The sequence below is a fragment of the Gracilibacillus thailandensis genome (assembly GCF_010994055.1).
GTDB classification, from domain to species: domain Bacteria; phylum Bacillota; class Bacilli; order Bacillales; family Amphibacillaceae; genus Gracilibacillus; species Gracilibacillus lacisalsi.
On sequence record NZ_WJID01000040.1, the window covers coordinates 22,046 to 46,178 of the forward strand.

General features: G+C 36.0%; 24 protein-coding genes. 16 read left to right on the plus strand and 8 right to left on the minus strand.

Features of this window, described 5'->3' with window-relative positions; translation table 11 throughout:
• The first annotated feature begins 9 nt into the window (after positions 1-9).
• Both GH715_RS12620 and GH715_RS12625 read left to right on the plus strand, forming a co-directional pair.
• The gene (locus GH715_RS12620) at positions 10-717 is read left to right on the plus strand and encodes a WbqC family protein (protein ID WP_153835654.1); all 708 of its coding nucleotides are present in this window, start codon (positions 10-12) and stop codon (positions 715-717) included.
• A gap of 53 nt (positions 718-770) precedes the next feature.
• A complete protein-coding gene (locus tag GH715_RS12625) occupies positions 771-1,781 on the plus strand; it encodes a sulfotransferase (RefSeq protein ID WP_153835655.1) in 1,011 nt (336 codons plus the stop codon).
• A 404-nt stretch (positions 1,782-2,185) separates the two neighbouring features.
• Here the strand turns inward: GH715_RS12625 and GH715_RS12630 are convergent, their stop codons facing one another.
• Both GH715_RS12630 and GH715_RS12635 read right to left on the minus strand, forming a co-directional pair.
• A complete protein-coding gene (locus GH715_RS12630) occupies positions 2,186-3,271 on the minus strand; it encodes a hypothetical protein (protein WP_153835656.1) in 1,086 nt (361 codons plus the stop codon).
• A 14-nt stretch (positions 3,272-3,285) separates the two neighbouring features.
• Positions 3,286-4,041 (minus strand): hypothetical protein, encoded by a 756-nt coding sequence (locus tag GH715_RS12635; RefSeq protein ID WP_153835657.1) that lies wholly within the window; start codon positions 4,039-4,041, stop codon positions 3,286-3,288.
• 214 nt (positions 4,042-4,255) lie between these two features.
• Between GH715_RS12635 and GH715_RS12640 the strand changes: the two genes are divergently transcribed.
• The 4 genes from GH715_RS12640 (at position 4,256) to GH715_RS12655 (ending at position 7,687) form a co-directional block, all read left to right on the plus strand.
• Positions 4,256-4,747, plus strand: coding sequence for a hypothetical protein (locus tag GH715_RS12640; protein WP_153835658.1), 492 nt, complete (start codon positions 4,256-4,258; stop codon positions 4,745-4,747).
• Between the two features lie 18 nt (positions 4,748-4,765).
• Positions 4,766-5,845: a DUF5667 domain-containing protein gene (locus GH715_RS12645; RefSeq protein WP_153835659.1), complete on the plus strand. Its 1,080-nt coding sequence runs from the start codon at positions 4,766-4,768 to the stop codon at positions 5,843-5,845.
• Between the two features lie 184 nt (positions 5,846-6,029).
• Positions 6,030-6,740, plus strand: coding sequence for an RNA polymerase sigma-I factor (gene sigI, locus GH715_RS12650; RefSeq protein ID WP_153835660.1), 711 nt, complete (start codon positions 6,030-6,032; stop codon positions 6,738-6,740).
• The gene (locus GH715_RS12655; protein WP_153835661.1) at positions 6,737-7,687 is read left to right on the plus strand and encodes an anti-sigma-I factor RsgI family protein; all 951 of its coding nucleotides are present in this window, start codon (positions 6,737-6,739) and stop codon (positions 7,685-7,687) included. Before sigI ends, GH715_RS12655 begins: the two co-directional genes overlap by 4 nt.
• Here GH715_RS12655 and GH715_RS12660 read toward each other — a convergent pair.
• The 6 genes from GH715_RS12660 to GH715_RS12685 all read right to left on the minus strand — a co-directional run bounded on the left by GH715_RS12660 (position 7,589) and on the right by GH715_RS12685 (position 12,668).
• Positions 7,589-8,227 carry an EAL domain-containing protein gene (locus GH715_RS12660; protein ID WP_163578635.1) on the minus strand — a complete coding sequence of 213 codons (639 nt, stop codon included), beginning with the start codon at positions 8,225-8,227 and terminating at the stop codon, positions 7,589-7,591. The two genes, GH715_RS12655 and GH715_RS12660, sit on opposite strands and share 99 nt — an antisense overlap.
• Positions 8,228-8,415: 188 nt before the next feature.
• Complete coding sequence (locus GH715_RS12665) at positions 8,416-9,051, minus strand: LPXTG cell wall anchor domain-containing protein (protein WP_153835663.1); 636 nt, start codon at positions 9,049-9,051, stop codon at positions 8,416-8,418.
• Positions 9,052-9,128: 77 nt separating this feature from the next.
• Positions 9,129-9,725: a signal peptidase I SipW gene (gene sipW / locus GH715_RS12670; RefSeq protein ID WP_153835664.1), complete on the minus strand. Its 597-nt coding sequence runs from the start codon at positions 9,723-9,725 to the stop codon at positions 9,129-9,131.
• Positions 9,722-10,633, minus strand: a complete 912-nt coding sequence (gene tapA, locus GH715_RS12675) for an amyloid fiber anchoring/assembly protein TapA (protein WP_163578636.1) — start codon at positions 10,631-10,633, stop codon at positions 9,722-9,724. Before tapA ends, sipW begins: the two co-directional genes overlap by 4 nt.
• 119 nt (positions 10,634-10,752) lie before the next feature.
• A complete protein-coding gene (locus GH715_RS12680; protein ID WP_018931004.1) occupies positions 10,753-11,364 on the minus strand; it encodes a CalY family protein in 612 nt (203 codons plus the stop codon).
• 242 nt (positions 11,365-11,606) lie between these two features.
• Entirely contained in the window at positions 11,607-12,668 is a 1,062-nt protein-coding gene (locus GH715_RS12685) for an NAD(P)/FAD-dependent oxidoreductase (protein WP_153835666.1), read from the minus strand.
• A gap of 248 nt (positions 12,669-12,916) precedes the next feature.
• Here GH715_RS12685 and GH715_RS12690 point away from each other — a divergent pair, with 248 nt between their 5' ends.
• From GH715_RS12690 to secA, 10 genes are all read left to right on the plus strand, one after another.
• The gene (locus GH715_RS12690) at positions 12,917-13,885 is read left to right on the plus strand and encodes an AAA family ATPase (protein ID WP_153835667.1); all 969 of its coding nucleotides are present in this window, start codon (positions 12,917-12,919) and stop codon (positions 13,883-13,885) included.
• Positions 13,882-15,003 carry a DUF58 domain-containing protein gene (locus tag GH715_RS12695; RefSeq protein WP_153835668.1) on the plus strand — a complete coding sequence of 374 codons (1,122 nt, stop codon included), beginning with the start codon at positions 13,882-13,884 and terminating at the stop codon, positions 15,001-15,003. The genes GH715_RS12690 and GH715_RS12695 overlap by 4 nt, the downstream gene beginning before the upstream one ends.
• On the plus strand, positions 14,993-16,309 hold the full coding sequence (locus tag GH715_RS12700; RefSeq protein ID WP_153835669.1) for a DUF4129 domain-containing protein: 1,317 nt from the start codon (positions 14,993-14,995) through the stop codon (positions 16,307-16,309). The genes GH715_RS12695 and GH715_RS12700 overlap by 11 nt, the downstream gene beginning before the upstream one ends.
• A gap of 117 nt (positions 16,310-16,426) precedes the next feature.
• Positions 16,427-18,523: a flagellar filament capping protein FliD gene (fliD, locus tag GH715_RS12705; protein ID WP_228760307.1), complete on the plus strand. Its 2,097-nt coding sequence runs from the start codon at positions 16,427-16,429 to the stop codon at positions 18,521-18,523.
• A 30-nt stretch (positions 18,524-18,553) separates the two neighbouring features.
• Positions 18,554-18,730, plus strand: coding sequence for a YjfB family protein (locus GH715_RS12710; RefSeq protein ID WP_018930998.1), 177 nt, complete (start codon positions 18,554-18,556; stop codon positions 18,728-18,730).
• A 312-nt stretch (positions 18,731-19,042) separates the two neighbouring features.
• The gene (gene flaG, locus GH715_RS12715; protein WP_153835670.1) at positions 19,043-19,408 is read left to right on the plus strand and encodes a flagellar protein FlaG; all 366 of its coding nucleotides are present in this window, start codon (positions 19,043-19,045) and stop codon (positions 19,406-19,408) included.
• 28 nt (positions 19,409-19,436) lie between these two features.
• Positions 19,437-19,835 carry a flagellar export chaperone FliS gene (fliS, locus tag GH715_RS12720; RefSeq protein ID WP_153835671.1) on the plus strand — a complete coding sequence of 133 codons (399 nt, stop codon included), beginning with the start codon at positions 19,437-19,439 and terminating at the stop codon, positions 19,833-19,835.
• Complete coding sequence (gene fliT, locus GH715_RS12725) at positions 19,832-20,188, plus strand: flagellar protein FliT (protein WP_153835672.1); 357 nt, start codon at positions 19,832-19,834, stop codon at positions 20,186-20,188. The genes fliS and fliT overlap by 4 nt, the downstream gene beginning before the upstream one ends.
• Positions 20,189-20,382: 194 nt before the next feature.
• Positions 20,383-20,943: a ribosome hibernation-promoting factor, HPF/YfiA family gene (hpf, locus tag GH715_RS12730; RefSeq protein ID WP_018930994.1), complete on the plus strand. Its 561-nt coding sequence runs from the start codon at positions 20,383-20,385 to the stop codon at positions 20,941-20,943.
• Between the two features lie 667 nt (positions 20,944-21,610).
• A complete protein-coding gene (gene secA, locus GH715_RS12735; protein ID WP_153835673.1) occupies positions 21,611-24,121 on the plus strand; it encodes a preprotein translocase subunit SecA in 2,511 nt (836 codons plus the stop codon).
• Positions 24,122-24,133 lie beyond the last annotated feature (12 nt).

The window sequence follows — 24,133 nt, forward strand, 5'->3', positions numbered from 1 at the left end:
GAGTAATATATGAGAAAAACAGCTATTATGCAACCATATTTATTTCCGTATATTGGTTATTTTCAACTTATACATGCAGTAGATACTTTTGTGATATATGATGATGTGCAATTTATTAAAAGAGGCTTCATTAATAGGAATAAAATATTAGTAAACAAGAATGAACATTTATTTACTTTTAGTGTAAAAAAAGCACCTAGAGAGTATAAAATTAATGAGAGGTTTTATTCAGAAGATTTTTATGAGCAAAAAGAGAGATTTTTACAGACAATAAGTAGAAACTACAAACATTCTAAAAATTATAGTGAAATATATGGAATATTAAATAATATCTTAGAAGTAGACATTAAGGATAATGTAGCAAAAATTAACTATTTCACTATCAAAGCTATAGCTGAATATTTAGATATAAATACTAAGTTTTTATTTTCTTCTGATTTAGATATTCCTAAGGGTTTAAAAGGACAAGATCGAATATTAACAATTAATTCATTTATGAAAAGTAGACAGTACATTAATGCGATTGGTGGGAAAGAATTATATTCAAAAGAAGACTTTTTAAAATTCAATATGGATCTTAAATTTCTTCAAACTAAACGTATAGAGTATAATCAAGACACTAACCAATTCATACCAAATCTTTCAATTATAGATGTCTTGATGTATAACAGGAAGGAAGAAGTTAAAAAGTTTTTGGATGCATATAAACTAATATGAACTACTTAAACAGACATTATATTGAAATAACAAAATAATAAGGAGTGAAATCCATGTCAACTTCTGATGAAATCAGAGAAATACAATTTGAGAAAAATATGGATTTAGAAGATTTACTGAATGAAGTTAACTCTGATTTAAGAAGTTCTGAAGAAAGATTGCTATCTGATGTGGCTACGAAGTACCCTATCATATTTGTAGTTGGGCCATTGCGATCAGGTAGTACATTAATGTTACAGTGGCTAGCTAGCACTAAACAGTTTTCTTATCCATCTAATCTCCTTTCAAGATTTTATGGTGCCCCAATAATTGGAGCAAAGATTCAAAGATTGCTTACGGATCCAAAGTTTAATTTCAGAAATGAAATTTTAGATTTTCAGTCTAGTATTGATTTTGTATCTGAAAATGGGAAAACAAAAGGAGCAATATCCCCAAATGAATTCTGGTATTTTTGGAGAAGATTTTTACCTTTCAAAGATATTGATTATTTACCTGATGATATCCTATTCGATCAGGTAGATATAGATGCCTTTAAAAATGAATTATATGGTATTTCCAATGTATTTGAAAAGCCTTTTGCATTAAAAGCAATGATTTGTAATTATAATATTGAATTCCTTAATGAATTATTTGAAAAAGCAATTTTTATTTATATTAAAAGAGATCCATATACAAATATTGAATCAGCACTTAAAGCTAGAGAACGTCAACTAGGTTCAAGAGAATTGTGGTACTCTTTTAAAATTCCTGAATATTATGAATTGAAAAAAATTAACGATCCAGTTAAGCAAACAGCCGGTCAAATTTATTGTATAAATAGAGCTGTAGAAAAGGGACTAGCAAAAGTACCAAAAAATAAAAAATTAGTTGTAAAATATGAAGAATTTTGTGAAGATCCTGAAAAAATTTATGAATCTTTAGCCTATAAAATGAAAGTGCAAGGATACGAAGTAAATGAAAAATATCATGGTCCAAAGCATTTTAATGTTACAAGAAAAGAAGTTGGAAATACAGAAATTCCTAAAGCATATAGTGAAATAGTCGAATTATTTCAAAATAAATAATCTAGCCACTATTATTATGTTTACAAGGTAAGAAATAAAAACTATCAGGAAACTTTTAGATGAAATAAACAAATATTAAATAGATAACAGGGTTTTTATTGAACCAATTGGAAATAATGACAACAACAAGTGCGCACTAGAACGTGAACACTTGTTGTAAAAGATTATTTTTTTACCATACTATTCAATATCCTCTTACCCTCAGGCGTTAAATAAACTTTACTATCGGAAAGTAATTGCTTTGCTAAATTCGCTGTCATCGGTTTTGATTGCTTTGCCAATCGCTTTCCTCCTTTCCGTTACATATCAATATAATATGTACAAGTTAAAAAGCTTGTAAGAGGAAGATACACTAATATAAATGTGGATTTTCATATAAAAAAGCAAGGGGACTTACCCCTTGCTTAAAACCCATTGATCACTTCAAAATCATACAAAAACTGTTCACTAATCTCAGAAAATGAACCTTCCTTTAATTCTAGTTCATCCTCCATCTCCATCTCCTTCAAGTTTATCTTTTTTACCGAAGAATTCACAGTCGTTTCAAATACGTACAAATCATTACCAGACCAAGATGGAAAAATATATAGGCTCTCATCACTTGTTTCCGGTACATCATACGTAGTTTCGAGTTCTCCGTTTTTGTTAAATTGATACAAGCTACCTTGTCCATCTAAGAAAAATAATTGGTTATCTGACCAGTGAATACTATTGTAGACGGAATGAGGTAAATAGGTTGACATGTTTTCATTGGAATCGAATGATAAAAAGTTATTTTCATTGACTTCACCAGTATCTTTATCGATCATCAAGACGGAATATTCCTGTTGGACATCAACGATACAATAAATGTATTCTTCCGTAACGATCATATCAGTTAAGGGGACAAGTTCGTCGGTTTGATAATCTAATGATAGCAATGGATTGTCTACTGCAGTCTCATCCAACACAATTTCATGCAGGACCATGTGTTCATCCGTTTCTTTTTCTTCTAAAATATAAAGCGAATCTTCATAGATACCTGCTGTTGTAACAAAATAGGGTAGATCTTGATACTGCATTGTGCCGTCATGTTGCCAATACAGATGAGAATGATAAGTTCCATTTTCATCATAACCACTGTTGTATAATTCGACCCGTTCTTCATCATCCATATATTCAGCGAAAATCGCGGTATATTCTTTATGTTCTCGCGTTTCTTCACTGATATCTTCATCGATCAGATAACTGTGTGATACATCATTGACGATCACGGTATCATTTTGATGATATATTTCTCCTAACTCCAAGCCTTCTGTTTCTAATACATTGGAAACATTACCGGATGAATCGATTGTATAGAGACTACCTTTTCCATTACTTTTATCTATAGAGGTAGAAAAATATAATAGACCGATTGATTCATGAATACTTTCATATTGTGTATTTCCACATCCGCCTATTAAAACGATCGATACTAGTAAAATGACATAGTGTAGAAATTTTTTCATAGACTCTCCTAAGCTTATTGAATGGTGTTATACGTAACAGTATAAGAGCTATCTCGAATGTCTGTAGGATAGACACCGAAGCCTTGATTTTTGTCTAAGTCAATGTTTGCCTCTAACATATAAGCACTCCATATTAATTTTGAACAATTTTTATCTCCATATTTACTTGTATGTCGGTTTGTCGCAAAGTTATAGGAATATGCATCTACTCCTACTCGAGAATTAGCCCAGTCAGCAGCTTTATCCCGATTTGTTTGCGAGGATTGGACAGATTGCATAACAGCATCTTTTTCGACGTTTCTGGCATTGTATTTTATTTTTCTAACACCTGTGTCAGGGATTGATTCTACGATATTAGTAGTAGTGTGATAGATTCCATTATGTCCGTGCTGGATACCTAACGTTGAGGAAGGAGTATAGAATAAGTCCCCTTTGTTTCTAGCAGGTTCTAATTTATAGGCACCGGAACTACCGCCCATAACGGAAAAGGAGGTATCTTTTTCAGAATTTTCCTGTTTGATCGCTTGGTTTAGTTCATTTAAAGCTTGTTTGGCAATAACCATTTCTGATTTTTGGGTTTCTTCTGCAGCTAAAGCAATAGCTTCTTTCACTTCTTCAGTAGTTATGCCAGGTTGTTTTTGGACAAGTTCTGCAACATAGTCATCGTACTTTACTTCTTTCGGGTCAAGATGGACACTAGCGGCAAGGGAAGGGGAGGCAACTAACATAACAATCACCAACAACGTAACAACAGAAACAAACTTCTTCATTTCATCCATTCCTCCAATCTATTATTTTACAAGTCTAGTGTAGCACCATCCATTGTAAAAAGTGTTAATGTTCTATAAAAAATAATAGATATAATGTTAATTAGTTTTAAAAAATTCAGTTTCCCCCCCTGTTTTGATTAGCTTCTTTCGTATAGGTAGTAGAAAAGGGAGAAACCAGCTGCCAAGAGAGAAAAAAGAAGATGGAGGTGAGACGTTGAAACAAGCAATGATGATCACCTGTTTGTTCTTGTTATGTGCTTGTGGTCAAGGCGAGGATGCTAGAAATGATGATGGCAATTCTGGACAAGCAGAAACAGAAGCAGTGTTGTATGAAAATGACGTTTTCCAAATAGAAGAAATAGATGGTTGGTCAGTTGATGAAGAGGCAACTGCTGAACAAGAGCAAAACGTGGTATTTTCTAATGGGACAACCAGATTAATAGTCTCGATCGTAAGCAAAGAACAAACGATTGATATCTTGAAAAAGGATGTACTAGCATCATTTTCTAAAAAAGTAGAATTAATAGAAGACGATGAGAATTACATAGCACTGCTTACGAACCGAAAAGAAAATATTCGTGGGGATGTTTACTTTTACCAAGGTTCGGAACACCAATTAATTTTTACTTATATGACACCTGAACAACATTATCAGGAAAGCAAGAATCAAATTAATGCATTCAATGAAGTCATTACTATATTTTAAATGGAGGGAATAGCAGATATGAAATTAAAAACATGGTTATCACTAGCAACTATTAGTGTATTTTTTGTAGGAAATACGGCGTTTGCAAATGAAGCAGAGGAAACGGTAACTCCTGATGAGGAATTATATGATACATCGATTTTAATTGAGGAAACAGAGCTTGCACTAACAGAGGATCAAATGGAGAGAGCGTTATTATTAGATGAGTTCGCTAATGATCGCTTAAGTGAAATAGAAGCAACTATTGAAGAAGGTAATCTCGAGGAAGCAGAACAGTTAATTGAACAATATGAGGAATATTTGGAGCGTTTAGAAAGTGAATTAGAAGAATCAGAGGAAGAGCAGGAAGCATCAGAAGAAGAAGCAAATGAAGAGGATGACGAAGTAGAAAGAGTAGAATTACCTGAAAGTGACGATAATGATGAAAATGAGCAAGGAGAAGACTCCGATGAAGAAAATCAAGAAGAAAGTGCGGAGGATCAAGATAAATCAGAAGAAGAATTAAGAGAAAGTGCCAAACAACGTACAATCAAACTTCAAGCTTTATTAGAGCGTGAAGATTTACCAGAACAAGCAAAAGCAGGTATCGCAAAAGCGCTTGAAAATCAAAAGCGTGCAGAAGAAAACTATCTAAGAGCGAAAGCGGAAAAAGCTGTATCAGACGAAGACGAAGATGAACAAGAGCAAGAAAAAGAAGAAGAAGAAAGAGAATTACAAGAGGAACGTGAAGAAGAGGCTGCAGAACAAGTTGAGGAAGAAAATGATAAAGAAGCGGAAGCTGTTGTGAAAGCTGAACAAAAACAGAACAAAGCTGAAAAGAAACAACAAAAGGCAGAAGAAAAGGCTGAAAAGAAACTACAAAAGGCTGCTGAAAAAGCAAAGAAAGCTGAGCGAAAAGCGCAAGAAAAAATAGAAAAAGCAGAAGAGAAAGCTAATAAAGCAAAAGAAAAAGCTCAAGAAAAGCGGAAAAAAGCAGAAGAAAAGGCTCAAGAAGAGCAAGAGAAAGCTGAAGAAGAAGCCGAAAAAAAGCAAGCTAAAAAAGCCCAAGAAAATCGTCAAAAGCAAGAAAAGGAAAATGGTAAACCGAATCATCAATAAGTGGGCGAAGAATTCAATAGTTGTTGCAAAATAAAACAAATTCCGACAAAATTCTCGAAAATATCTTTACCCGTCGCTATTTATAGCTTACATTAAATATAGAAATGCTTTATCTTTCTACATATTTTAAGACTGTTGAAGGGTAAAGCTTTCTTTTTTTAGTAGTGATAAGGGAGAGGAGCAGATGAAGCAAGAAGACATCGAGCATATCATCAATGAGATACAGAAAGGCAATGAGTTACGTCGAGAACAGTTGATTCAATATTACCAACCATATATATTGAGTGTGGTTGGAAAAGTATGTAACAAATTTAAAACATGGAATGATGACGAGGCGAGTATTGCCTTAATTGCCTTTAATCGTGCCATTGACACCTATGATCCTCAAAAAGGTAGAACATTTCTAAACTATGTCTATTTAATCATTCATCGAGAATTGGTTGATTTTTTCAGAAGAGAAAATCATTACCAAAACTTGATGAAAAAAGGGGATAAGCTTTTAGAAGCAAACCATGTAAAAGAGTCGGTAAAACAGTATCATCAAGATCAACGAATAAACAATATAGCTGCTGAAATTATTGATTTAGATGATCAGTTGTCACAATTTTACATACGTTTTGAAGAATTAGAAGCACATAGTCCAAAACAGAAGCGAACACGAAAGAAAGTACTGAATATTGCAGAAGAATTTATTCAGAGAGATACACTTGTCGAACAATTATTTAACCGAAAACAATTTCCGATGAAGGAATTTTTAAAGGTAGCCAATTACCGTGTCAAAACAATCGAAAAGTACCGAAAGTATATTATCGCCATTATTATTATTTTACTACATCCTGAATGGAAAAATTTACAGACGTTTTTACGTAATAAGGTAAGGGGGGAGAAAAAGTGAAGCAAAAAATCAAAGGTGTTGTCATGGAGGTTCAAGAAAATCAGGTTGTTCTAATGTGTGATGATGGTACATTTCGTAATGTTCCTCATGATCAACATGACATTCCAGCTATTGGTGAGTATGTGACATATCGAGTAAAGAAATCCCCTTTACTGTTAGGAAATAGAAAGCAAGTATTACCATTAGTAGCACTAGCTGCAATCTTACTATTTGCGATTATGAATGTTTCTCTTTTTCAACCGCAACAACCAGCTTATCTGCTTGCGGTGGATATTAATCCAAGTATGGAATTATCACTGGACGAAGATCTAGATGTGATAGAGATAACGGGATTAAATGAAGACGCAAACCGTGTCATTAAAGACTTGGACGTGAAAGGTCAAGATATTGACAAGGTGATTAATGAGATCGTTGTTCGACTAAAAAATGATAAATATTTATCCGCTGATACACCTGCCATCATTACCGCGACGTGGATTGAGTTGCAGGACCATTCCATATCAAAAGATTTACGTTCAGTGGAAGAAATATTTAATCATTCTCTTGGGGAGAATCATGTTGAAGCAGAAATGGAAGTTTATGTTGAAAATGAAGATTATTATAAAAAGGCAAAAGAGGTGGACCTTTCCGTCAATTCTTATCGAATGTACCAAGAAATGAGTAATGACGAAGTGGAAGTTGATATTAAAGATGTGCAAAATAAGTCGGTAAAAGAACTTCGTCAAATCGCTGAAAAAGAAGCTGAAAAGGCAAGCGAAAGGAAAAAATCAGAACGTGATAAGTCATCACCTTCCCCAGATAAAGAGGAAGCAGCCAAAAATACAAAAGTGGAAACGGAAAACTCATCGTCAAGGCACAATTCTAGTACTAGTGTTCCAAAAAAAGAGGATGAAAAGCAGTCTGAAAAAGAGAAGAACGGTTTCCTGTTTTCGACTCGACCTGGCTAGGTGCTTGGCAAAATATTGATCCATTTTAACAAAGTCAGGTTGTAATTCGACGATGGCCTGCAGGGAGGAAACCCCTTTCCCGACATCGTCTATAGCAATTAAATAGCCTTCTTCCTGTAATTCATGGACCGTCGTGCTGAAATAGTCTACATTTTGAATGATTTCCGATTCATTAATTTCAATCATAACTTGATTCGCTGCTAAAGTTGTTTCTCCTAATATTTTATTTAATTTCCCTAAAAAATCAGGGTCTGCTAGGTTAGTAGGAAAAACATTGATCAGAATATTTTTGTTGTTATATGTACACCGATTAATCGTATCAAATGAATGAAGCGCTTTTTTTATCGAACGCATTTCTAACTCGAAAAAACGATTGGTATGACTTGCTTTTTCGAAGAGAATTTCGGGATTCGTAAATAAATCAGTTCTCAATAATGCTTCATATCCAATAGGAGTTAAAGTATTCAAGTCATAGAGCGCTTGGAAATGGTGCTCAAATTTCTCGTTAACAATTAAATCATTGATTTTTGCAATAGACATCCATCCATCCTCCTCGAACATAACAAATGACATCATTACTATTGATCATAAAGTCTACTATGCATAGCTGTTACAATGTACCTATCATTTTACAACATTATCTATTTATTTTCTATACTAATTACAGATTTCTTAGGATAACTACCTAGCACTTTTCTTAACGCGAAAAAAAGAATAGGTGATAGAACCTATTCTTCAGCAAATTTATTCCTTTTAAGATAAAGCAGGATAAGCGATCCTACCAGTAATAGAACCCCACCAATCAATAGGATGTTAAACATAACCGTTGCAGTGCTTGGAAGTGATGAACCACTCGTTGGTTGACTATCAGTAGCGATCGGAAAGCTAGATGTTTCGGTCTCAGTGTCATCGAAAGCTGTTATAATAATTTCCGCGGTCGTCGTTAATCCTTGATATTCATTTCCTGATTCAGGCGGAAAGGTTAGCGTGAAATCTAGCTTTTCTTCGCTATTTGTTCGTAAAGGCAGTTCAGTAAGTAATGAAAAGTTGGCTAATTTATCATTAAATAAGACTTGATCACCTTGCATGATTTCTAATGATAATTGATTAAAGAAGAGTTCAGACCCTTCTATATAACGAACATCAATATCATAGATAATATCGTGATCTGTCTGATTACTTATCGTGATTTCACGCTCAGCCCAATCACCAGGTTTTAGATTATCTAGATTAAACAAATTACCATTTTCACTAAATGTACCGTCTAGATCGATAATATTCGTGTTAGTAGTCGCCTGTAGAATCGGAACAAATAAAAGGAAAAACAGTAGAATTGCACTGAAAATTATTTTCGGTTTGCTCAATTGAATTCACCCGCCTTTTTAAGGAAGCTATATGAAAGGGACATATAGCATTAATTTTTCTGAGTGTTTATAAAATATTACTTCTGTTCGATCGTTTCTTTAACTTTTGTCTCAGATGATTGTTTGACATCTAATTGAGATATCGCCTGCCAAATGGTAAATGCTGCGTAACCTAACAATAAAATACCAGGTACGATTAATAAAATGGCACTGCCCGCTTGTGAATGAGCGAAATTGACGACATATCCTAAATAAGGGATGGTGAACCCTTCATATTCGGCCACAACATTATCAGACAGAACTGGGGTCGGATCAGGCGCATTATTGTTATCGCCTTTTGTTTCATACATGATATGCTCACCGCTTTGAGTGACATCGACAACACGGTGGGTGATCAAATTTTCATCCTCGTTAATGAAGGTAATGACATCTCCTTCATTAAACCTTGTCATATCGCCACCTGGTTTTACGGCGATGATCGATCCCGTTTGAATGTCAGGTTCCATGGATCCTGATAACACAGCTTTAAGCTGGTATCCCATGATTTCAGGTTCTCCACCTGAGGCTTTTGATGAGATCGTGATAAATACGGTAAATACTAATGTTAAAAAAAGTACTGTGGTAATAAGAAAACTAATCGTGCGTCTTATTGGTTTCCATATGCTTTTTTTCATTCTTGTTCACCTTCTTTTTCAACTTGAGAATTTTCCTGTTCTTCAGCATCAACAGGTTTTTCTTTTGCTATTTTGTTAGTTACTGCTTGCTTCGGTTTGTCAGCTGTTTCTTTACTAGCTTCGCTTGAACTTGCTTGTTTCTCTTTAGGTTCAGGTTCCGTTGTTTCCTTTTTGTTATCCGTTTGTTCTGACGATTTATCTGTTTTTTCTTCTGTTTCTTTGGATGATGGCTGTTCTGTACTATCTTCTTTACTATCTTTTTCTGGTTGCTCTTCGGTTGCTTCGTCCGATTGCTCTACTAAATCTTCTTCATTAGATTCTTTTTCTAGATCTTCACTCTCTAATGATTCAACCTGATCAGCTTGTTTTTCTTTCTCGTTCTTTTTATCTTTCTCCGGACATTTCACTTTTATCTTTTCGCTCCAAATAACTTTTTCTGCTTCCCCTTCATAATCAGGATGCTGATAAGCTTTTACTACGTAAAATCCCTCTTCTTCAGTTTGATAAGATATCGTGGTAATTTCGCCAGCTTGCATAGCTTCTAACGTACCTTCTGATATTTTTTCACCATTTTTGGGATTGCCGTTCTCGACATAAAAGATTTCATAGTTGGTCGGGCCGATCATGCTGTAACCATTGTTTTTAATTTCTACTGAAAATTCTACTGGAGGACAGGCATCATTGAGATTTTGATTTCCTTTTCCAGTAAAAAGCAAATCACTTCCGTCCCACCATGATCCAGCCGGTATCGAAAAATTTACTGCACTCGAATGATTAAAAAAAGCACTAGTATTGGAGGTCAGTTGAGATATAGAAAACAAGGCGGCATATAAAATGATTAATATTTGCACCGCTATGATTCCCTTTTTATATTTGTTTCGATACTTTATGATTCGTTTACTTCTCATAGCCATTCCTCCATCTTGAAAAATTTATTTATTTTCGCGAACATACAAACTGGTTATACATTCACGGTAATAAATAAAAAAGGTTGGAAAGGTGAGGTTGTCTCACCTTTCCATGAAAATTATCTAGCTTCGCCTGCTTCTTGGTTAGCAGTGAATGTCCATTCAAGTTCTAAAGAGTCCCCTTGGAATTCGTTTTGGTCCTCGCCATTATCAACAAATTCGAATTGAACGTAAAGCGTGTCACTATCACCAGCTTCTAGTCCACCTCTTTCTTCAAGCCATGGTACAAAGACATTATTTGCTACCGTATCAGGGGACATATCTTTTAGTTCGGAAAGAGTCGTAAAGAATACAATCTGGTCAGGAGATACCGGACCTAAAGTAGTTTTATCAGCATTCCAGAAGAAATTAACACGAATGTGATCACCGAAATCCTCTACATTGTTTCCATTCGCATCCGTTACTGTATAATCTGTGTCAAGAATTACCTCTGAAATATTTAATGAACCATCATTAATAAGCTCAAAAGAACGGTTCATCCAATCACCGGGCTTTAAATTGTCTACATCGATAATAGTAGTAGGATCTACTGATAAATCTAATGTACCAGCTGCGAATGTATTGTTCGTAACTTCAGTATCATTAAAATACGCATATGTACCTCCTCCCACTAACGCTAAACCAAGTGCCGCTGACGCTACGCCCATACCTAATTTCTTTTTTAAAGACATAAATAAATCCTCCCTTATATTTTGTTCTTTATTAAGAACTACAATTGCATTGTACATCTAGATATACTTTTTTAAAAGTCCGAAAAAAGGGGAAAATCCGCCTTTTTGATCGTTATAAAGAACAAATGCTTTAAAATCCTTTGAAAATCAATGAATTTTAGAATTTTAGATATTTTTTGTTCTTCAGAAAGAACGATAGCTGATAAAAAACAGACATGCTATTCAACATGTCTGCATTTCCTTTAATGTCGTTTATTCAACCAAAGAACACCGGATTTTGCCAAGCGTGGTAAAAGTCCTGTTACTGGTTGACGGTACATATTTCCGAACCCGTCTGATTTACCGAGCGAACCGAGCTGCCCTTTTAGCTTAATTTCTCGAGGTTTACGTGGTTCATTGCCTGTTAATACATTCGAAAGAATATCACCGATTTGTTCCCCTTGAATCCCTGCAAGCTGGGCACTTGGAGAATAATCAGATACAACACAGTCACCAACAACATAGACATTAGGACTGGAAGGGACTTGATAAAATTCATTGACGATAATTTTTTCATGACGATCCTTTTCGAAAGGGAGGCTGCGTACCAAATAATGAGGTCGCACCCCTGCTGTCCAAATGATGACATCACTTTCGATACCTTCACCATTATTATAGAAGATACCTTCTGCAACTAATTCTACATTACTGTGATGTAAGATTTTTACTTCGTTTTTGCGGAACCAATCTTCTACATAGGTTTGGATTTTTTCATCGAATGCGGACAAGACAGATGAACCGCGATCTAATAAGCGAATATTCAAATCTGGTCTACTTTCTCTAATTTCAGATGCAACCTCAATCCCACTTAAACCGGCACCAACAACAGATACTTGACTATATGCAGGCAAATTATTAACTTTTATGCTTGCCTGACGTGCTTTCGCGATTGTTTGGACACTTTCGGTATATTCCATTGCACCTTGAATACCGTGATAATTATCTTCACAGCCTAACCCGATTAACAAGTAGTCATATTCGACAGGTACTTCATTGTCTTTCAGGCGAATCTGTTCGTTTTCTGTGTTAATCTCTACAATTTCACCAAATATGTATGTGATTTGTTCATGTATCGGGAAGTCAATGCGAACTTCCTTGTCTGATTTCGTACCTGCAGATATCGCATAAAATTCAGTTTTTAATGAATGATATGGATTACGATCAATCACTGTCACCTGCACATCACTCGGTATACCGTTATCAATTAATTGGTGTAAGGCGTTCATTCCCCCGTAACCGCCACCGATTAAAACAACCCTTTTCATCTTTTCAAAACCCCTGTCTATCATAAAATCGATGTTCATTAAAGATAGTTTCCCAATCTTATCTATAATTAGACTACCAAAATTAGTGCAATAAAACTATACAAAACCATAAAAAATCTGGATAAATTAAAATGTTTGATTATTCTGAAAATGTAATGGAAATTTTTTGCCTATTAGTTGAAGAAATGATATAACTGTAGCATAGTATCTTGTAAGCGCACACATATTTGTAAAGGGGTTTTTAATTGATGGAATTAACGGAAATTCAACAGATAACGAGCAAAATAAAAGCGAATGTCAATCAGGTTGTAGTAGGGCAGGGGGATACAATTGACCTGCTATTAGTGGCGATGATTTCCTCGGGGCATGTTCTTCTGGAGGATGTACCGGGAACAGGAAAAACGCTGATGGCAAAATCATTGGCAAAATCATTGGCGGGGGATTTCAAGCGGATTCAATTCACCCCCGATTTATTGCCAACTGATATTACTGGTATCCATTTCTACAGCCAGAAAAAAGGCGAGTTCGAATTTCGTCCGGGACCGATTTTTACCAATATATTATTAGCAGATGAAATTAATCGTGCGACACCACGAACACAGTCCAGTTTACTGGAAAGTATGGAAGAGCGACAGGTAACGATTGACGGAAATACACATACATTAGCAAAGCCTTTCTTAGTTATCGCCACACAGAACCCGATCGAAAGTCAAGGTACCTTCCCATTACCGGAAGCACAGTTAGACCGTTTTTTATTAAAAATCAATATGGGTTATCCAAGTCGAGAGCAAGGCCTGGAGATTCTTAAGCGATTCAAGGCGGAGAATCCATTAGATGCATTGCAGTCGATTGTTAATGTGGATGAGATTGTGAAGATGCAGGAAATATATAGTGAAGTGGACATTAGTGAAGATGTGCTTGGTTATTTGATTGATGTGGTAGAACAGACACGCGAGCATGACAGTGTAGCGTTGGGTGTTAGCCCTCGAGGAAGCCAAGCATTGTTAAAAGCAGTACAGGTATATGCGTTATTACAAGGCAGAACGTATGTGATTCCCGATGATATTAAGAAAATGGCAAAGCCTGTTTTAGGCCATCGTATTGTCCTTGCCCAAAGGATTGGTGTGAAGCAGGGAGAAGTCGATAGTGTACTAAATGATGTTTTACGTCAAGTTGCTGTTCCTACAGAGTCTGAAAAGGAACTGATCCGAGAATGAATATAGCCTGGATCATTGTAGTACTACTAATCATTATTTTCTTACAAGGTATGCTGTATAGTAAGTTTGGGTTAAAAGGAATAACATATCAACGTGCTTTTAAGCAGGATGCGGTCTTTGAAGGAGAAACAATCGAAATGGTTGATGAAATTGCCAACAAGAAACTGCTGCCTATTCCATGGATCCGCTTAGAATCGAAAATGAGTCCCTATCTCATTACCCAATTGAAAAAAGAGCAACTGCAGCAGGGAGAAATGTTCCATCGTACACTGTTCAGTTTGTTACCCTACCAAAAAGTAACACGCCGACATCGGTTGATCGGAGCGAAACGGGGCTATTATCCTTTAAACACCGTTTCGGTTACAACAGGGGATGGTATCGGTTTTGGTGAAGTTTTTGATTCTTTTGAGGCAAGTACAGCGGTCACCGTATATCCGAAACTGGTACCATTGGAAGATATTCCGTTACCATCCCATAGCTGGTTAGGAGATATTACTGTAAAAAGATGGATCGTCGAGGACCCTTTTTTACAAGCAGGGATTAGAGAGTACCAGCAAGGAGATCCACTCAATTCGATTAACTGGAAAGCAACTGCAAGAACACAATCATTACAAATTAATAAGAAGGATTTCACCGCTGATCATCATCTAATGATCTACGTTAATTTTGATACGAACGAAGATATCCGAATGCCGATTGAACAACCTGAAATGGTGGAGAAAGGATTATCCTATGCAGCTTCTTTAGCGAACTATGCGATAGAACAGGGGATTTCTACCGGTTTCGGCTGTAATGGTTATTTTGTCGAACCATTTACGAATACAACAGATCGGATCAAACCGTCTGTACGTGTGGCACCATCGAACAGTGGTCAGCAAATAGCATATATTTTAGATGCCATCGCAAAAGTGAAGATGGACCGTAGCCGAAATTTTCGTGCCTTTTTGCAGGAAGATATTGACCAAGGGCTAACCAAGACAGATATGATTATTTTTGCTATTAGAAGAACGGAAAAAATGGAAAAGCAGATTGCTCAGTTAGAAGGCCTCGGCAATGCAGTAGAATTGGTTATAATTGGTGAAGAGCAAGAAAAGGGGGCAGAGGCCGATGCCAGCTAAACTAAAACAACATATTCCCCCGATTATGCACGGAGTGATTGAGTTTATCGGATTCTTCCCGGTGTTCTTAATCATAGGTATTCTTGTTTTTGCTGAGCCTGATTTGTACTATTGGTTTCTGTCTTTACTTCTTTTATTTACTGTCTCTTATTTTGTTCGTTGCTGGCTAAATAATCGCGGGAAGGTACTGATTAGTGCAGCGGTTATCACTATGATCATCAGTTGGAGTGTATCACCAACTATTTGGGCATTTATTCCTGGACTGCTGTTCAGTCTAGTCATTTCTTATCGGGGAATTCAGCACGCTGAAAACGAATGGCAAGATATTTTACCGAGTAGGATCTTTTGGGCAGTGAGCATGCCTGTCTATTTCGTTGGTTACCTTGTTTTTATTAATATTGATTCCTTGGAAGGATACCAACATTGGATCAGTTATCCGGGCTTTTTGTTTATCATCATCATGTTATTTATCACCAATCAAGAGCATTTGCATAAAGAGTCGCTAGCTAAAGATAAGCAGAAAAAAATGGCTCCAGAAATTATAAAATTAAATCGAGTATATTTAATCATTACTCTGTTAGTTGTATTTGCGATCACCAATTTCCAAGTTGTCCAATCAGCGCTTTATCATGGTGTACGATCGATCATTCAGTCGATTATGTGGCTTGCTTCATTGTCTGAAAATGATAATGAAATCATCGAGGAGCCCCAACAAGCTAATGAAATGCCTGCATTTCCAACTGCAGAAGAACAGGAGCCTTCTAGGTTTGCGGAGTTGATGGATGCGTTAACATATATTATGGGATTAGTACTAGTAGCAATTTTGATTCTCTTGTTTATTGCAATTCTTTTTAAGAAATTCCGCAGATTGCTAATTAGAGCAATCCTTTCATTATGGAGAATGATTCAACAAGTATTCGGAAAGAAACATGTAGCAGAAACAGCGACAGACTATCAGGATGAGAAGGAAAACCTTTTTGACTGGAAGAAATGGCGAAAAGAAAATCAGGAAAAAATAACGGAAGCCTTCCGTCAAATAACGAAAAGGAAGCCGAAATTTGAACGATTGACAAACGAAGAAAAAGTGCGATTTCTATACCGCCGTATTGCCCGTGATGTAAAAAAGCAAGAAAAATGGCGTGAATCGCTGACTGCACATGAAGTATTAGCATTAACGGAGAAAAATCAGCAATTAGAACTATTAGAAACATTGTATGATAATGTCCGATACGGAAAAGGAATTATTCGTCAAGATAACCTTCAACAATTACAAGAAATATGGAGGTATATGAATTTTAATAAATAGCTGCTTATGATAAGCAGTTATTTTGCTTGTCCTAAAAAATATATTGATATTTATTAAATATATTATTACTTTATCCGATAATAGTATTAAAAGGTTATCAAAAAAGGACGTGGGATAATGAATAATATGCGTGTTACCGGCTTTGCTAGTGGTATGGATATCGATTCGATGGTTAGAGATTTAATGAAAGCTGAACGAATGCCGTTACAGCGAATGGAACAACAAAAGCAGGAACTAGAGTGGAAGCGCGACTCGTATCGTGAAATGAACACTTTACTACTTGATTTCAGTTCAAAACTTACACAAATGAAGTTAACGACAAATTATCGAGCTAGACAAGTCTCTTCAACAAATGAGGATGCTGTCACTGCTACAGCTTCAAGTGCTGCAAGCCAAACTTCCTTTTCGCTAACAAAAGTAGACCAACTTGCTAAATCTGCCTCTTGGGTGAATGAGGGAGCTATTTCAGCTGATTCTACAAATAAAATAGATGCGAGTAAAAGTTTAATCAATGAATCTAGCAAATTAGCTAGCCCTGTTAATTGGGATCAAGGCGTGATTAAAAATAAGACAGTAGATATTGATGCAGCAACAACTACTGTTTCATTAGGTGAAACTTTAAAAACTGATTCATCTTTGAGTGTCGAAGTGAATGGTAAAGGTTTTAAACAGTCTACCGATCTAGCTAATTTAGCAGAAAATGAATTTTATGTTGACTATGCTACTGGTGACATTACTTTTGCCGATGGTGTATTGAAAAAAGGTGATACAGTTGGAACCCAATATGTTACAGATACAAATACAGTAGCCAAAACGATAAGTGAAGATGTAAAAGCAATCAAAATTGGTGCAACTTCTATTGCTACAGAGGATGCAGACGGGAATAATTTTGCGGATAATTTTAATTTTAATTATGATAATACGAACTATAAAATTGATTTAAGTTCTCAAAATGGTGAGGTATATACCTTAGTAGATGAAAATGATCCGTCTGTATCAATTGGTAAAATAAATGTCGCAACGGGAACAATTGCGTTAGATGCAGCAACAACTGCAGAGAAGGACATAACTGTGGATTATCAGCAAAATTATACATCCTTTGGTGTAGGCGCAAATACCAAAGATGGGGAGTCCTATAAACAATTTTTTGTAACGGGAAATCAATCGCTAAATCAAGTCGTTAATAAAGTGAATAATGCGGATATAGGTGTATCAATGATGTATGATTCATTTTCAGATCAATTGACTCTAAGAAGAAGTGAGACAGGTGACTTTGTTGCTGGTGAAGATGACATTAGTGTTTCAGGCGATTTTATTAAAAGTACTTTAGGTTTTACAGACGCAAAAACGAATTATACGGAAGGACAAAACGCTAAGTTTACTATTAACGATTTAAATACGGAACGTCATAGTAATACATTTCAAATTGACGGTGTAACCTTTAACTTAAAACAGACATTTGACGGATCAGCTACTGGTACAGATCAACCAGTAACTGTCAATGTATCAAACGATTCAGAGGCAGTATATGATAATATTGTAGAATTTGTTGAATCATATAATGAACTAATCGAAACTTTAAATGGGAAAGTTACGGAGCAGTATCACAGAGATTATGATCCATTGACAGATGAACAAAAAGAATCCCTATCGGAAACCCAACAAGAAGAATGGACAGAATTAGCAAAAAGTGGTCTGCTAAAGAATGATGCTATTTTACGAGATACTTTAACCCAAATGCGTAGAGATTTCTATTCACCTGTTGATAATGGTGGAAGCAGTGTAATTAACCAGCTTTCAGAAATTGGTATAACAACTACTGCAAACTATATGCAGGGTGGAAAATTAGAAATAAATGAAGCGAAGTTAAAGGAAGCAATTGAATCAGATCCACAAGCAGTAGAAAATTTGTTTCGCGGAGATGGTTCTGAATATGGTGACAAAGGAATTATACGTCGATTAGATGAAACAATTGATGGTGCAAGAGATCGCATTACGGAAAGAGCAGGAAGAGCAACTTCCACTAACTATCAATTTACTTTGGGGCGAAATTTAAACCAAATTGAAGAACAAATAACTCGTTTTGAAAATAGGTTAACACAAGTAGAGGAGCGGTATTGGAGTCAATTTACAGCAATGGAGCAAGCGATGCAAAAGGCAAATCAACAGGCTGCATATATGCAACAACAATTAAGTGGAATGAGTATGCGATAGTAAAGCAACCTTCTGAAAGGGGGCTCTAATATGGATATAGCAGCAATGTCAATTGCGATGAATCAATCTCAAGTGAAGCAACAAGCAAGTGTTTCCTTGATGGACAAAGCGCTAGATCAAGCAGAATCTCAATCTAGTGATATGATCAAGATGCTGGAGTCATCTATGCAACCACATCTTGGTAGTAACATTGATATCAAAGGTTAATATGGGGAAAAGGAATCTAAGTGAAGGTCACTTAGGTTCCTTTTGTGCTAAGGTAAGAAAGTATAAAATTAGGGTATTTGTCTAGCTTCCTGCGCCCAGAAACTAAACGACTTCACGAATTGTCTTACGATAAGTCATCATCTCTTCGCTTTTCTCAGTGATTTCTTTATCTCAATTAATTCGTGCTAGTCGCCACGTTTCTATACCGGGTACTCTGCACTTTTCTTATTAAGAATATTGCAAAAGCACTAAACCTTTTATCGAAGATTCCGATATTAATAGAAACAATTACATAAGGAGATGAAATTTGTCATGGAAGTTGGTAAAATGATCACTGGATCTCCACTCATGCAACAGACTGAATCTACGCTTGAATTATCCACATCCGCAAGAGAGCGATCCAATAACCATGAACAAACAAAACAACAATTATTAAACGGGAACGGTGAGTTAAATAAAGACCAATTACAAAGTATGGTAGATGGGCTTAATTCCTTTCTAGAACCATCTAACACTAGTATTCGGTATGAATTACATGATAAATTAGATCGGTATTATGTAACCATTGTAGATCGAGATACAGAGGAAGTCGTTAAAGAAATTCCGCCTAAGAAAATGCTCGACGTCTATGCATCAATGGCAGAATTAATGGGATTTATCGTAGACGAAAAAATATAGGAACAATGAATAGAGGAGCGTACGTTTTATGGCTTATCAACAATATCAAGCATATCAAAACAATTCCGTTAACACGGCATCACCAGGTGAATTAACATTGATGTTATACAATGGCTGCCTTAAATTTATCAAACAGGCAAAGAAGGCCATAGAATCACAAAATTATCAATCTAAAAATGAAATGATCCAGAAAACGCAGGATATTATCCGTGAATTAATGGTAACGTTAGATCAAGATGCTCCTATAGCAAAAGAGATCATGCCTTTATATGATTTTGCATATCATGCGTTAACCCAAGCAAATATCAAAAATGATCTGGAGCAATTGGAACAGGCCCGAGAAATAATCGAGAATTTCCGAGATACATGGAAAGAAGTGATTAAACAAGAACGTATTCGACAGCATGGACAAGGTGTTAATTCATGATAGACTCACTGAACAAATATATCGATAAAACCAAAATTATGTTGCAATTGTTAGCAAAGCCATTAAATAATGAGCAACGAGAAAATGCGATTAATAGAATAACCCAGCTAATCGATGATCGTGAAGCACTAACAAAAGACATAAAACCTCCTTTTTCTTCAGAAGAGCAGGAATTAGGTAAACAAGCGATCGAACTCGATCAGCAACTTAATCATGAATTAACAAAGGTATTCCAACATATAAAAAAAGACATGCGTAATGCAAAAAAACAATCGCGCTCTAATCATTCATATTTAAATCCATATAAAAATGTCGCAAGTTTTGACGGCAGATTTTTAGATTCAAAGAAATAACCATTGCAAACGGTGCAGTGGTTATTTTTTTGCGGATCAAGTCGTCCTTTTTTGTGAACATACCTGCCGAACGTTAAGAAATTGTAAAAATATTATGAAATTTATTCACAATTTACTCGTTTAATTTTTACAAACTGTGGTATTATAGATATATAGCTTATTATAGCTTGATAGTTTGAAAGGAGGACACTTTCATGAAATATAACATCCGAGGAGAAAATGTAGAAGTGACAAGTGCCATTAAGGAGTATGTCGAACGGAAAATAGGTAAATTGGAAAGATATTTTGACACTCCGCCCACTTCTGATGTAAATGTGAATATAAGTGTCTATAATGATGAGCAACAAATCGAAGTAACGATTCCAATGACAAATTTATTACTGAGAGCAGAAGAAAATCATATTGATTTATACGCTGCAATCGATCTTGTTGTTGACAAACTAGAAAGGCAAATTCGTAAGCATAAAACAAAAGTAAATCGTAAATTCCGCCAGCAAGGTGCACCAAAGCACGTATTTGCGGAACTCGAAAGGGAAGCAGTTCAAGTAAAAGAAGCAGAAGAATTGGAAGATGATGAAATAGAAATCGTTAGAACGAAGCGTTTTGATTTAAAACCAATGGATTCTGAAGAAGCAGTGTTACAAATGGATATGTTAGGACACGCATTCTTCGTTTTCGAAAATTCAGATACAGGGAATACCAATGTTGTATATAAACGCCGTGACGGCAAATATGGCCTGATCGAACCAAGTTAATTATACTTAACTACAATGGATATCATAAAGAGAAAGCCGTTTCGAATGAATCGAAGCGGCTTTTTTGTTGATTCAAACTATTCAAATGTAATCTTTTCTTTTTCATCCAAAAAATGCAAAATTGCTTTTTTAAAGAACATAAATTAATCAAAACAAGAAAACATACAAATAAAAAACTTGTTTTCTACTACCTCCAAATTATGAAAATCAAAAAACAGCCATTTTGCTTTGCGATTGAGTTGTGTTATAAAAAGGGTAGCTCCTTTTTATGGGGGAGGTATCACCCCCACTCTTCCTTTCAATTGAGAAGCAATCATCACCCCTCCGATTGCTTCTCCTTTCTTTTAGAGGTTGTTCAAAAAGTCACCAAATGATAAGCGGCGAATCTATTTGTTGGCTTGCTTCTCCGTTCCTTGGAAAAGAAGAACACTTTTCCGACGTGCGATGTAGTTCTATGAAGCTTTCCTTTGTGCTCACGTATATAAAAGCATACGTTCCACTACTCGAAACTTCACCACCTCGACCTTCTTGCTTCTAAATTGGCAACTTTTTGAACATGCACTTTTAGCGGATTATTGTAATTTTTATCATCCAAGTGTTATGATAGAGAATGGAAATTTATTTTAGAAAACATGTATCGATTTTAAGATAAAGAGGAGCGGCTACAATGCGTGGATTATTAAAAAAAGTATTCGGTGATGGTAACCAACGTCAACTCAAAAGTTTAGAAAAAATTGCAGATGAAATAGAAGCGTTAGAGCCATCGATACAGCTATTATCTGATGATGATTTAAAAAATAAAACGGAAGAATTCAAGGAACGCTATCAAAATGGTGAATCCTTAGACGACCTACTAGTTGAAGCATATGCCGTAGTTCGTGAAGCAGCGAATCGTGTGTTAGGCATGCGACCATTTTATGTACAACTAGTCGGTGCGATAGCGATGCATAATGGCAATATTGCAGAAATGAAGACAGGGGAAGGGAAAACGCTCGCTTCCACGATGCCCGCATATTTAAATGCGATAACCGGTAAAGGTGTCCATATTATCACAGTCAACGACTACTTAGCTGATCGTGATGCCAGAGAAATGGGAGAATTATATCAGTTTTTAGGCTTAACGGTCGGATTTAACCAGAACGGAATGCCTAAAGAGGAAAAAAGAGAAGCCTATAATGCAGATATCACCTATGGTACAAATAATGAATTTGGTTTCGACTATTTGCGTGACAATATGGTGTTATACAAAGAACAAATGGTACAACGCCCATTACACTTTGCCATTATCGATGAGGTCGACTCGATTTTAATTGATGAGGCACGTACTCCCCTCATTATTTCTGGTACGGCGCAAAAATCGGCAAGCATGTATCAGCAAGCGAATTCTTTTGTTCGCACATTAAAAAATGAAGAAGATTATACGTATGATGAAAAATCAAAAGGTGTACAGTTAACAGAAGAAGGGATGAATAAGGCAGAACGTTTCTTTAACATTGAGAATCTCTTTGACTTGAACCATGTCACATTGATGCATCATATTAACCAAGCTTTAAAAGCGCATGTTGCAATGCACCGTGATACGGACTATGTTGTGGAAGAAGACCAAGTAGTGATTGTCGATCAATTCACTGGTCGTTTAATGAAAGGTCGTCGTTATAGTGATGGTTTACACCAGGCGATTGAAGCAAAAGAAGGCTTACAAATTCAAAACGAGAGCATGACCCTAGCTTCGATTACATTCCAAAACTATTTCCGTATGTATGAGAAGCTTGCTGGTATGACTGGTACCGCGAAAACAGAAGAAGAAGAATTCCGCAATATTTATGCAATGGATGTTGTGGCGATTCCGACGAACAAGCCGATCATCCGTGAAGATAAAGCTGATTTAATTTACAAAACGATGGAAGGTAAGTTTAGAGCGGTTGTTGAGGAGATAAAAGAACGTTATGAAAAAGGTCAACCAGTATTAGTTGGTACAGTAGCGGTTGAAACGTCAGAATTGATTTCTAAACTGTTGAAAAAAGCTGGTGTAAAACATAATGTGTTAAATGCGAAAAATCACTATCGTGAGGCTGAAATTATTGAAAATGCCGGTCAGAAACACGCCGTAACGATTGCTACCAACATGGCAGGTCGTGGTACCGATATTAAATTAGGTGATGGTGTGAAAGAGTTAGGTGGACTTGCTGTTATTGGTACAGAGCGTCACGAGTCTCGCCGTATTGACAACCAGTTACGTGGTCGTTCCGGTCGTCAAGGGGACCCAGGTGTAACACAATTCTATTTGTCAATGGAAGATGAGTTAATGCGTCGATTCGGATCCGACAATATGAAAAATATGATGGAACGACTTGGGATGGATGATACTCAGCCGATTGAAAGTAAAATGGTATCACGTGCAGTAGAATCCGCACAAAAACGGGTAGAGGGTAATAACTTTGATGCACGTAAAACGATTCTTTCGTATGATGACGTATTACGTCAACAGCGTGAAATTATTTACAAGCAACGATTTGATGTCATTGATTCTGATAATTTACGTGAAATCGTTGAACAAATGATACAAACAACCGTGGAAAATGCTGTTAATACCTATATGACAGAGGATATTCCAGAGGACTGGAACCTAACTGGTTTAATCGAGTATATCCATGCTACTCTACTTGAAGAAGAATGGATTACCGAAGATGATCTGAAAGGTAAAGAAAAAGATGAAGTAACCGACTTGATCATGGCCAAAATCAAGGAAAAATATGATCAAAAAGAAGAAGAATTTACGTCAGAGAGAATGCGTGAATTTGAAAAAGTCATCGTTCTTCGTACAGTTGATACGAAGTGGATGGACCATATCGATCAAATGGACCAGCTTCGCCAAGGGATTCATTTGAGAGCCTATGGTCAAAATGATCCACTGCGCGAATACCAGATGGAAGGTTTCGCAATGTTTGAACAGATGATTGATGTCATAAATGAAGAAGTAGCGAAATACGTAATGAAAGCACAAATTCGTGAAAACTTAAAACGAGAAGCAGTAGTGAAAGATACCCAAGCTGTTTCAGGTGGCGATCAACAGAAGAAAAAAGTGAAAAGACCGTTTGTCAAAGCACAAACAGTAGGTCGTAATGAACCTTGCCCGTGTGGCAGTGGTAAGAAATATAAGCATTGTCATGGAAGATAAGGTTAAATGAGG

What these genes read in the sequence shown, in the direction of transcription:
- GH715_RS12620 (WP_153835654.1), top strand. Translation starts at nt 10, where the DNA reads ATGAGAAAAACAGCTATTATGCAACCATATTTATTTCCGTATATTGGT.
- GH715_RS12625 (WP_153835655.1), top strand. Translation starts at nt 771, where the DNA reads ATGTCAACTTCTGATGAAATCAGAGAAATACAATTTGAGAAAAATATG.
- GH715_RS12630 (WP_153835656.1), bottom strand. Translation starts at nt 3,271, where the DNA reads ATGAAAAAATTTCTACACTATGTCATTTTACTAGTATCGATCGTTTTA.
- GH715_RS12635 (WP_153835657.1), bottom strand. Translation starts at nt 4,041, where the DNA reads ATGAAGAAGTTTGTTTCTGTTGTTACGTTGTTGGTGATTGTTATGTTA.
- GH715_RS12645 (WP_153835659.1), top strand. Translation starts at nt 4,766, where the DNA reads ATGAAATTAAAAACATGGTTATCACTAGCAACTATTAGTGTATTTTTT.
- sigI (WP_153835660.1), top strand. Translation starts at nt 6,030, where the DNA reads ATGAAGCAAGAAGACATCGAGCATATCATCAATGAGATACAGAAAGGC.
- GH715_RS12660 (WP_163578635.1), bottom strand. Translation starts at nt 8,227, where the DNA reads ATGTCTATTGCAAAAATCAATGATTTAATTGTTAACGAGAAATTTGAG.
- sipW (WP_153835664.1), bottom strand. Translation starts at nt 9,725, where the DNA reads ATGAAAAAAAGCATATGGAAACCAATAAGACGCACGATTAGTTTTCTT.
- tapA (WP_163578636.1), bottom strand. Translation starts at nt 10,633, where the DNA reads ATGAGAAGTAAACGAATCATAAAGTATCGAAACAAATATAAAAAGGGA.
- GH715_RS12680 (WP_018931004.1), bottom strand. Translation starts at nt 11,364, where the DNA reads ATGTCTTTAAAAAAGAAATTAGGTATGGGCGTAGCGTCAGCGGCACTT.
- GH715_RS12685 (WP_153835666.1), bottom strand. Translation starts at nt 12,668, where the DNA reads ATGAAAAGGGTTGTTTTAATCGGTGGCGGTTACGGGGGAATGAACGCC.
- GH715_RS12690 (WP_153835667.1), top strand. Translation starts at nt 12,917, where the DNA reads ATGGAATTAACGGAAATTCAACAGATAACGAGCAAAATAAAAGCGAAT.
- GH715_RS12695 (WP_153835668.1), top strand. Translation starts at nt 13,882, where the DNA reads ATGAATATAGCCTGGATCATTGTAGTACTACTAATCATTATTTTCTTA.
- GH715_RS12700 (WP_153835669.1), top strand. Translation starts at nt 14,993, where the DNA reads ATGCCAGCTAAACTAAAACAACATATTCCCCCGATTATGCACGGAGTG.
- fliD (WP_228760307.1), top strand. Translation starts at nt 16,427, where the DNA reads ATGAATAATATGCGTGTTACCGGCTTTGCTAGTGGTATGGATATCGAT.
- GH715_RS12710 (WP_018930998.1), top strand. Translation starts at nt 18,554, where the DNA reads ATGGATATAGCAGCAATGTCAATTGCGATGAATCAATCTCAAGTGAAG.
- flaG (WP_153835670.1), top strand. Translation starts at nt 19,043, where the DNA reads ATGGAAGTTGGTAAAATGATCACTGGATCTCCACTCATGCAACAGACT.
- fliS (WP_153835671.1), top strand. Translation starts at nt 19,437, where the DNA reads ATGGCTTATCAACAATATCAAGCATATCAAAACAATTCCGTTAACACG.
- fliT (WP_153835672.1), top strand. Translation starts at nt 19,832, where the DNA reads ATGATAGACTCACTGAACAAATATATCGATAAAACCAAAATTATGTTG.
- hpf (WP_018930994.1), top strand. Translation starts at nt 20,383, where the DNA reads ATGAAATATAACATCCGAGGAGAAAATGTAGAAGTGACAAGTGCCATT.
- secA (WP_153835673.1), top strand. Translation starts at nt 21,611, where the DNA reads ATGCGTGGATTATTAAAAAAAGTATTCGGTGATGGTAACCAACGTCAA.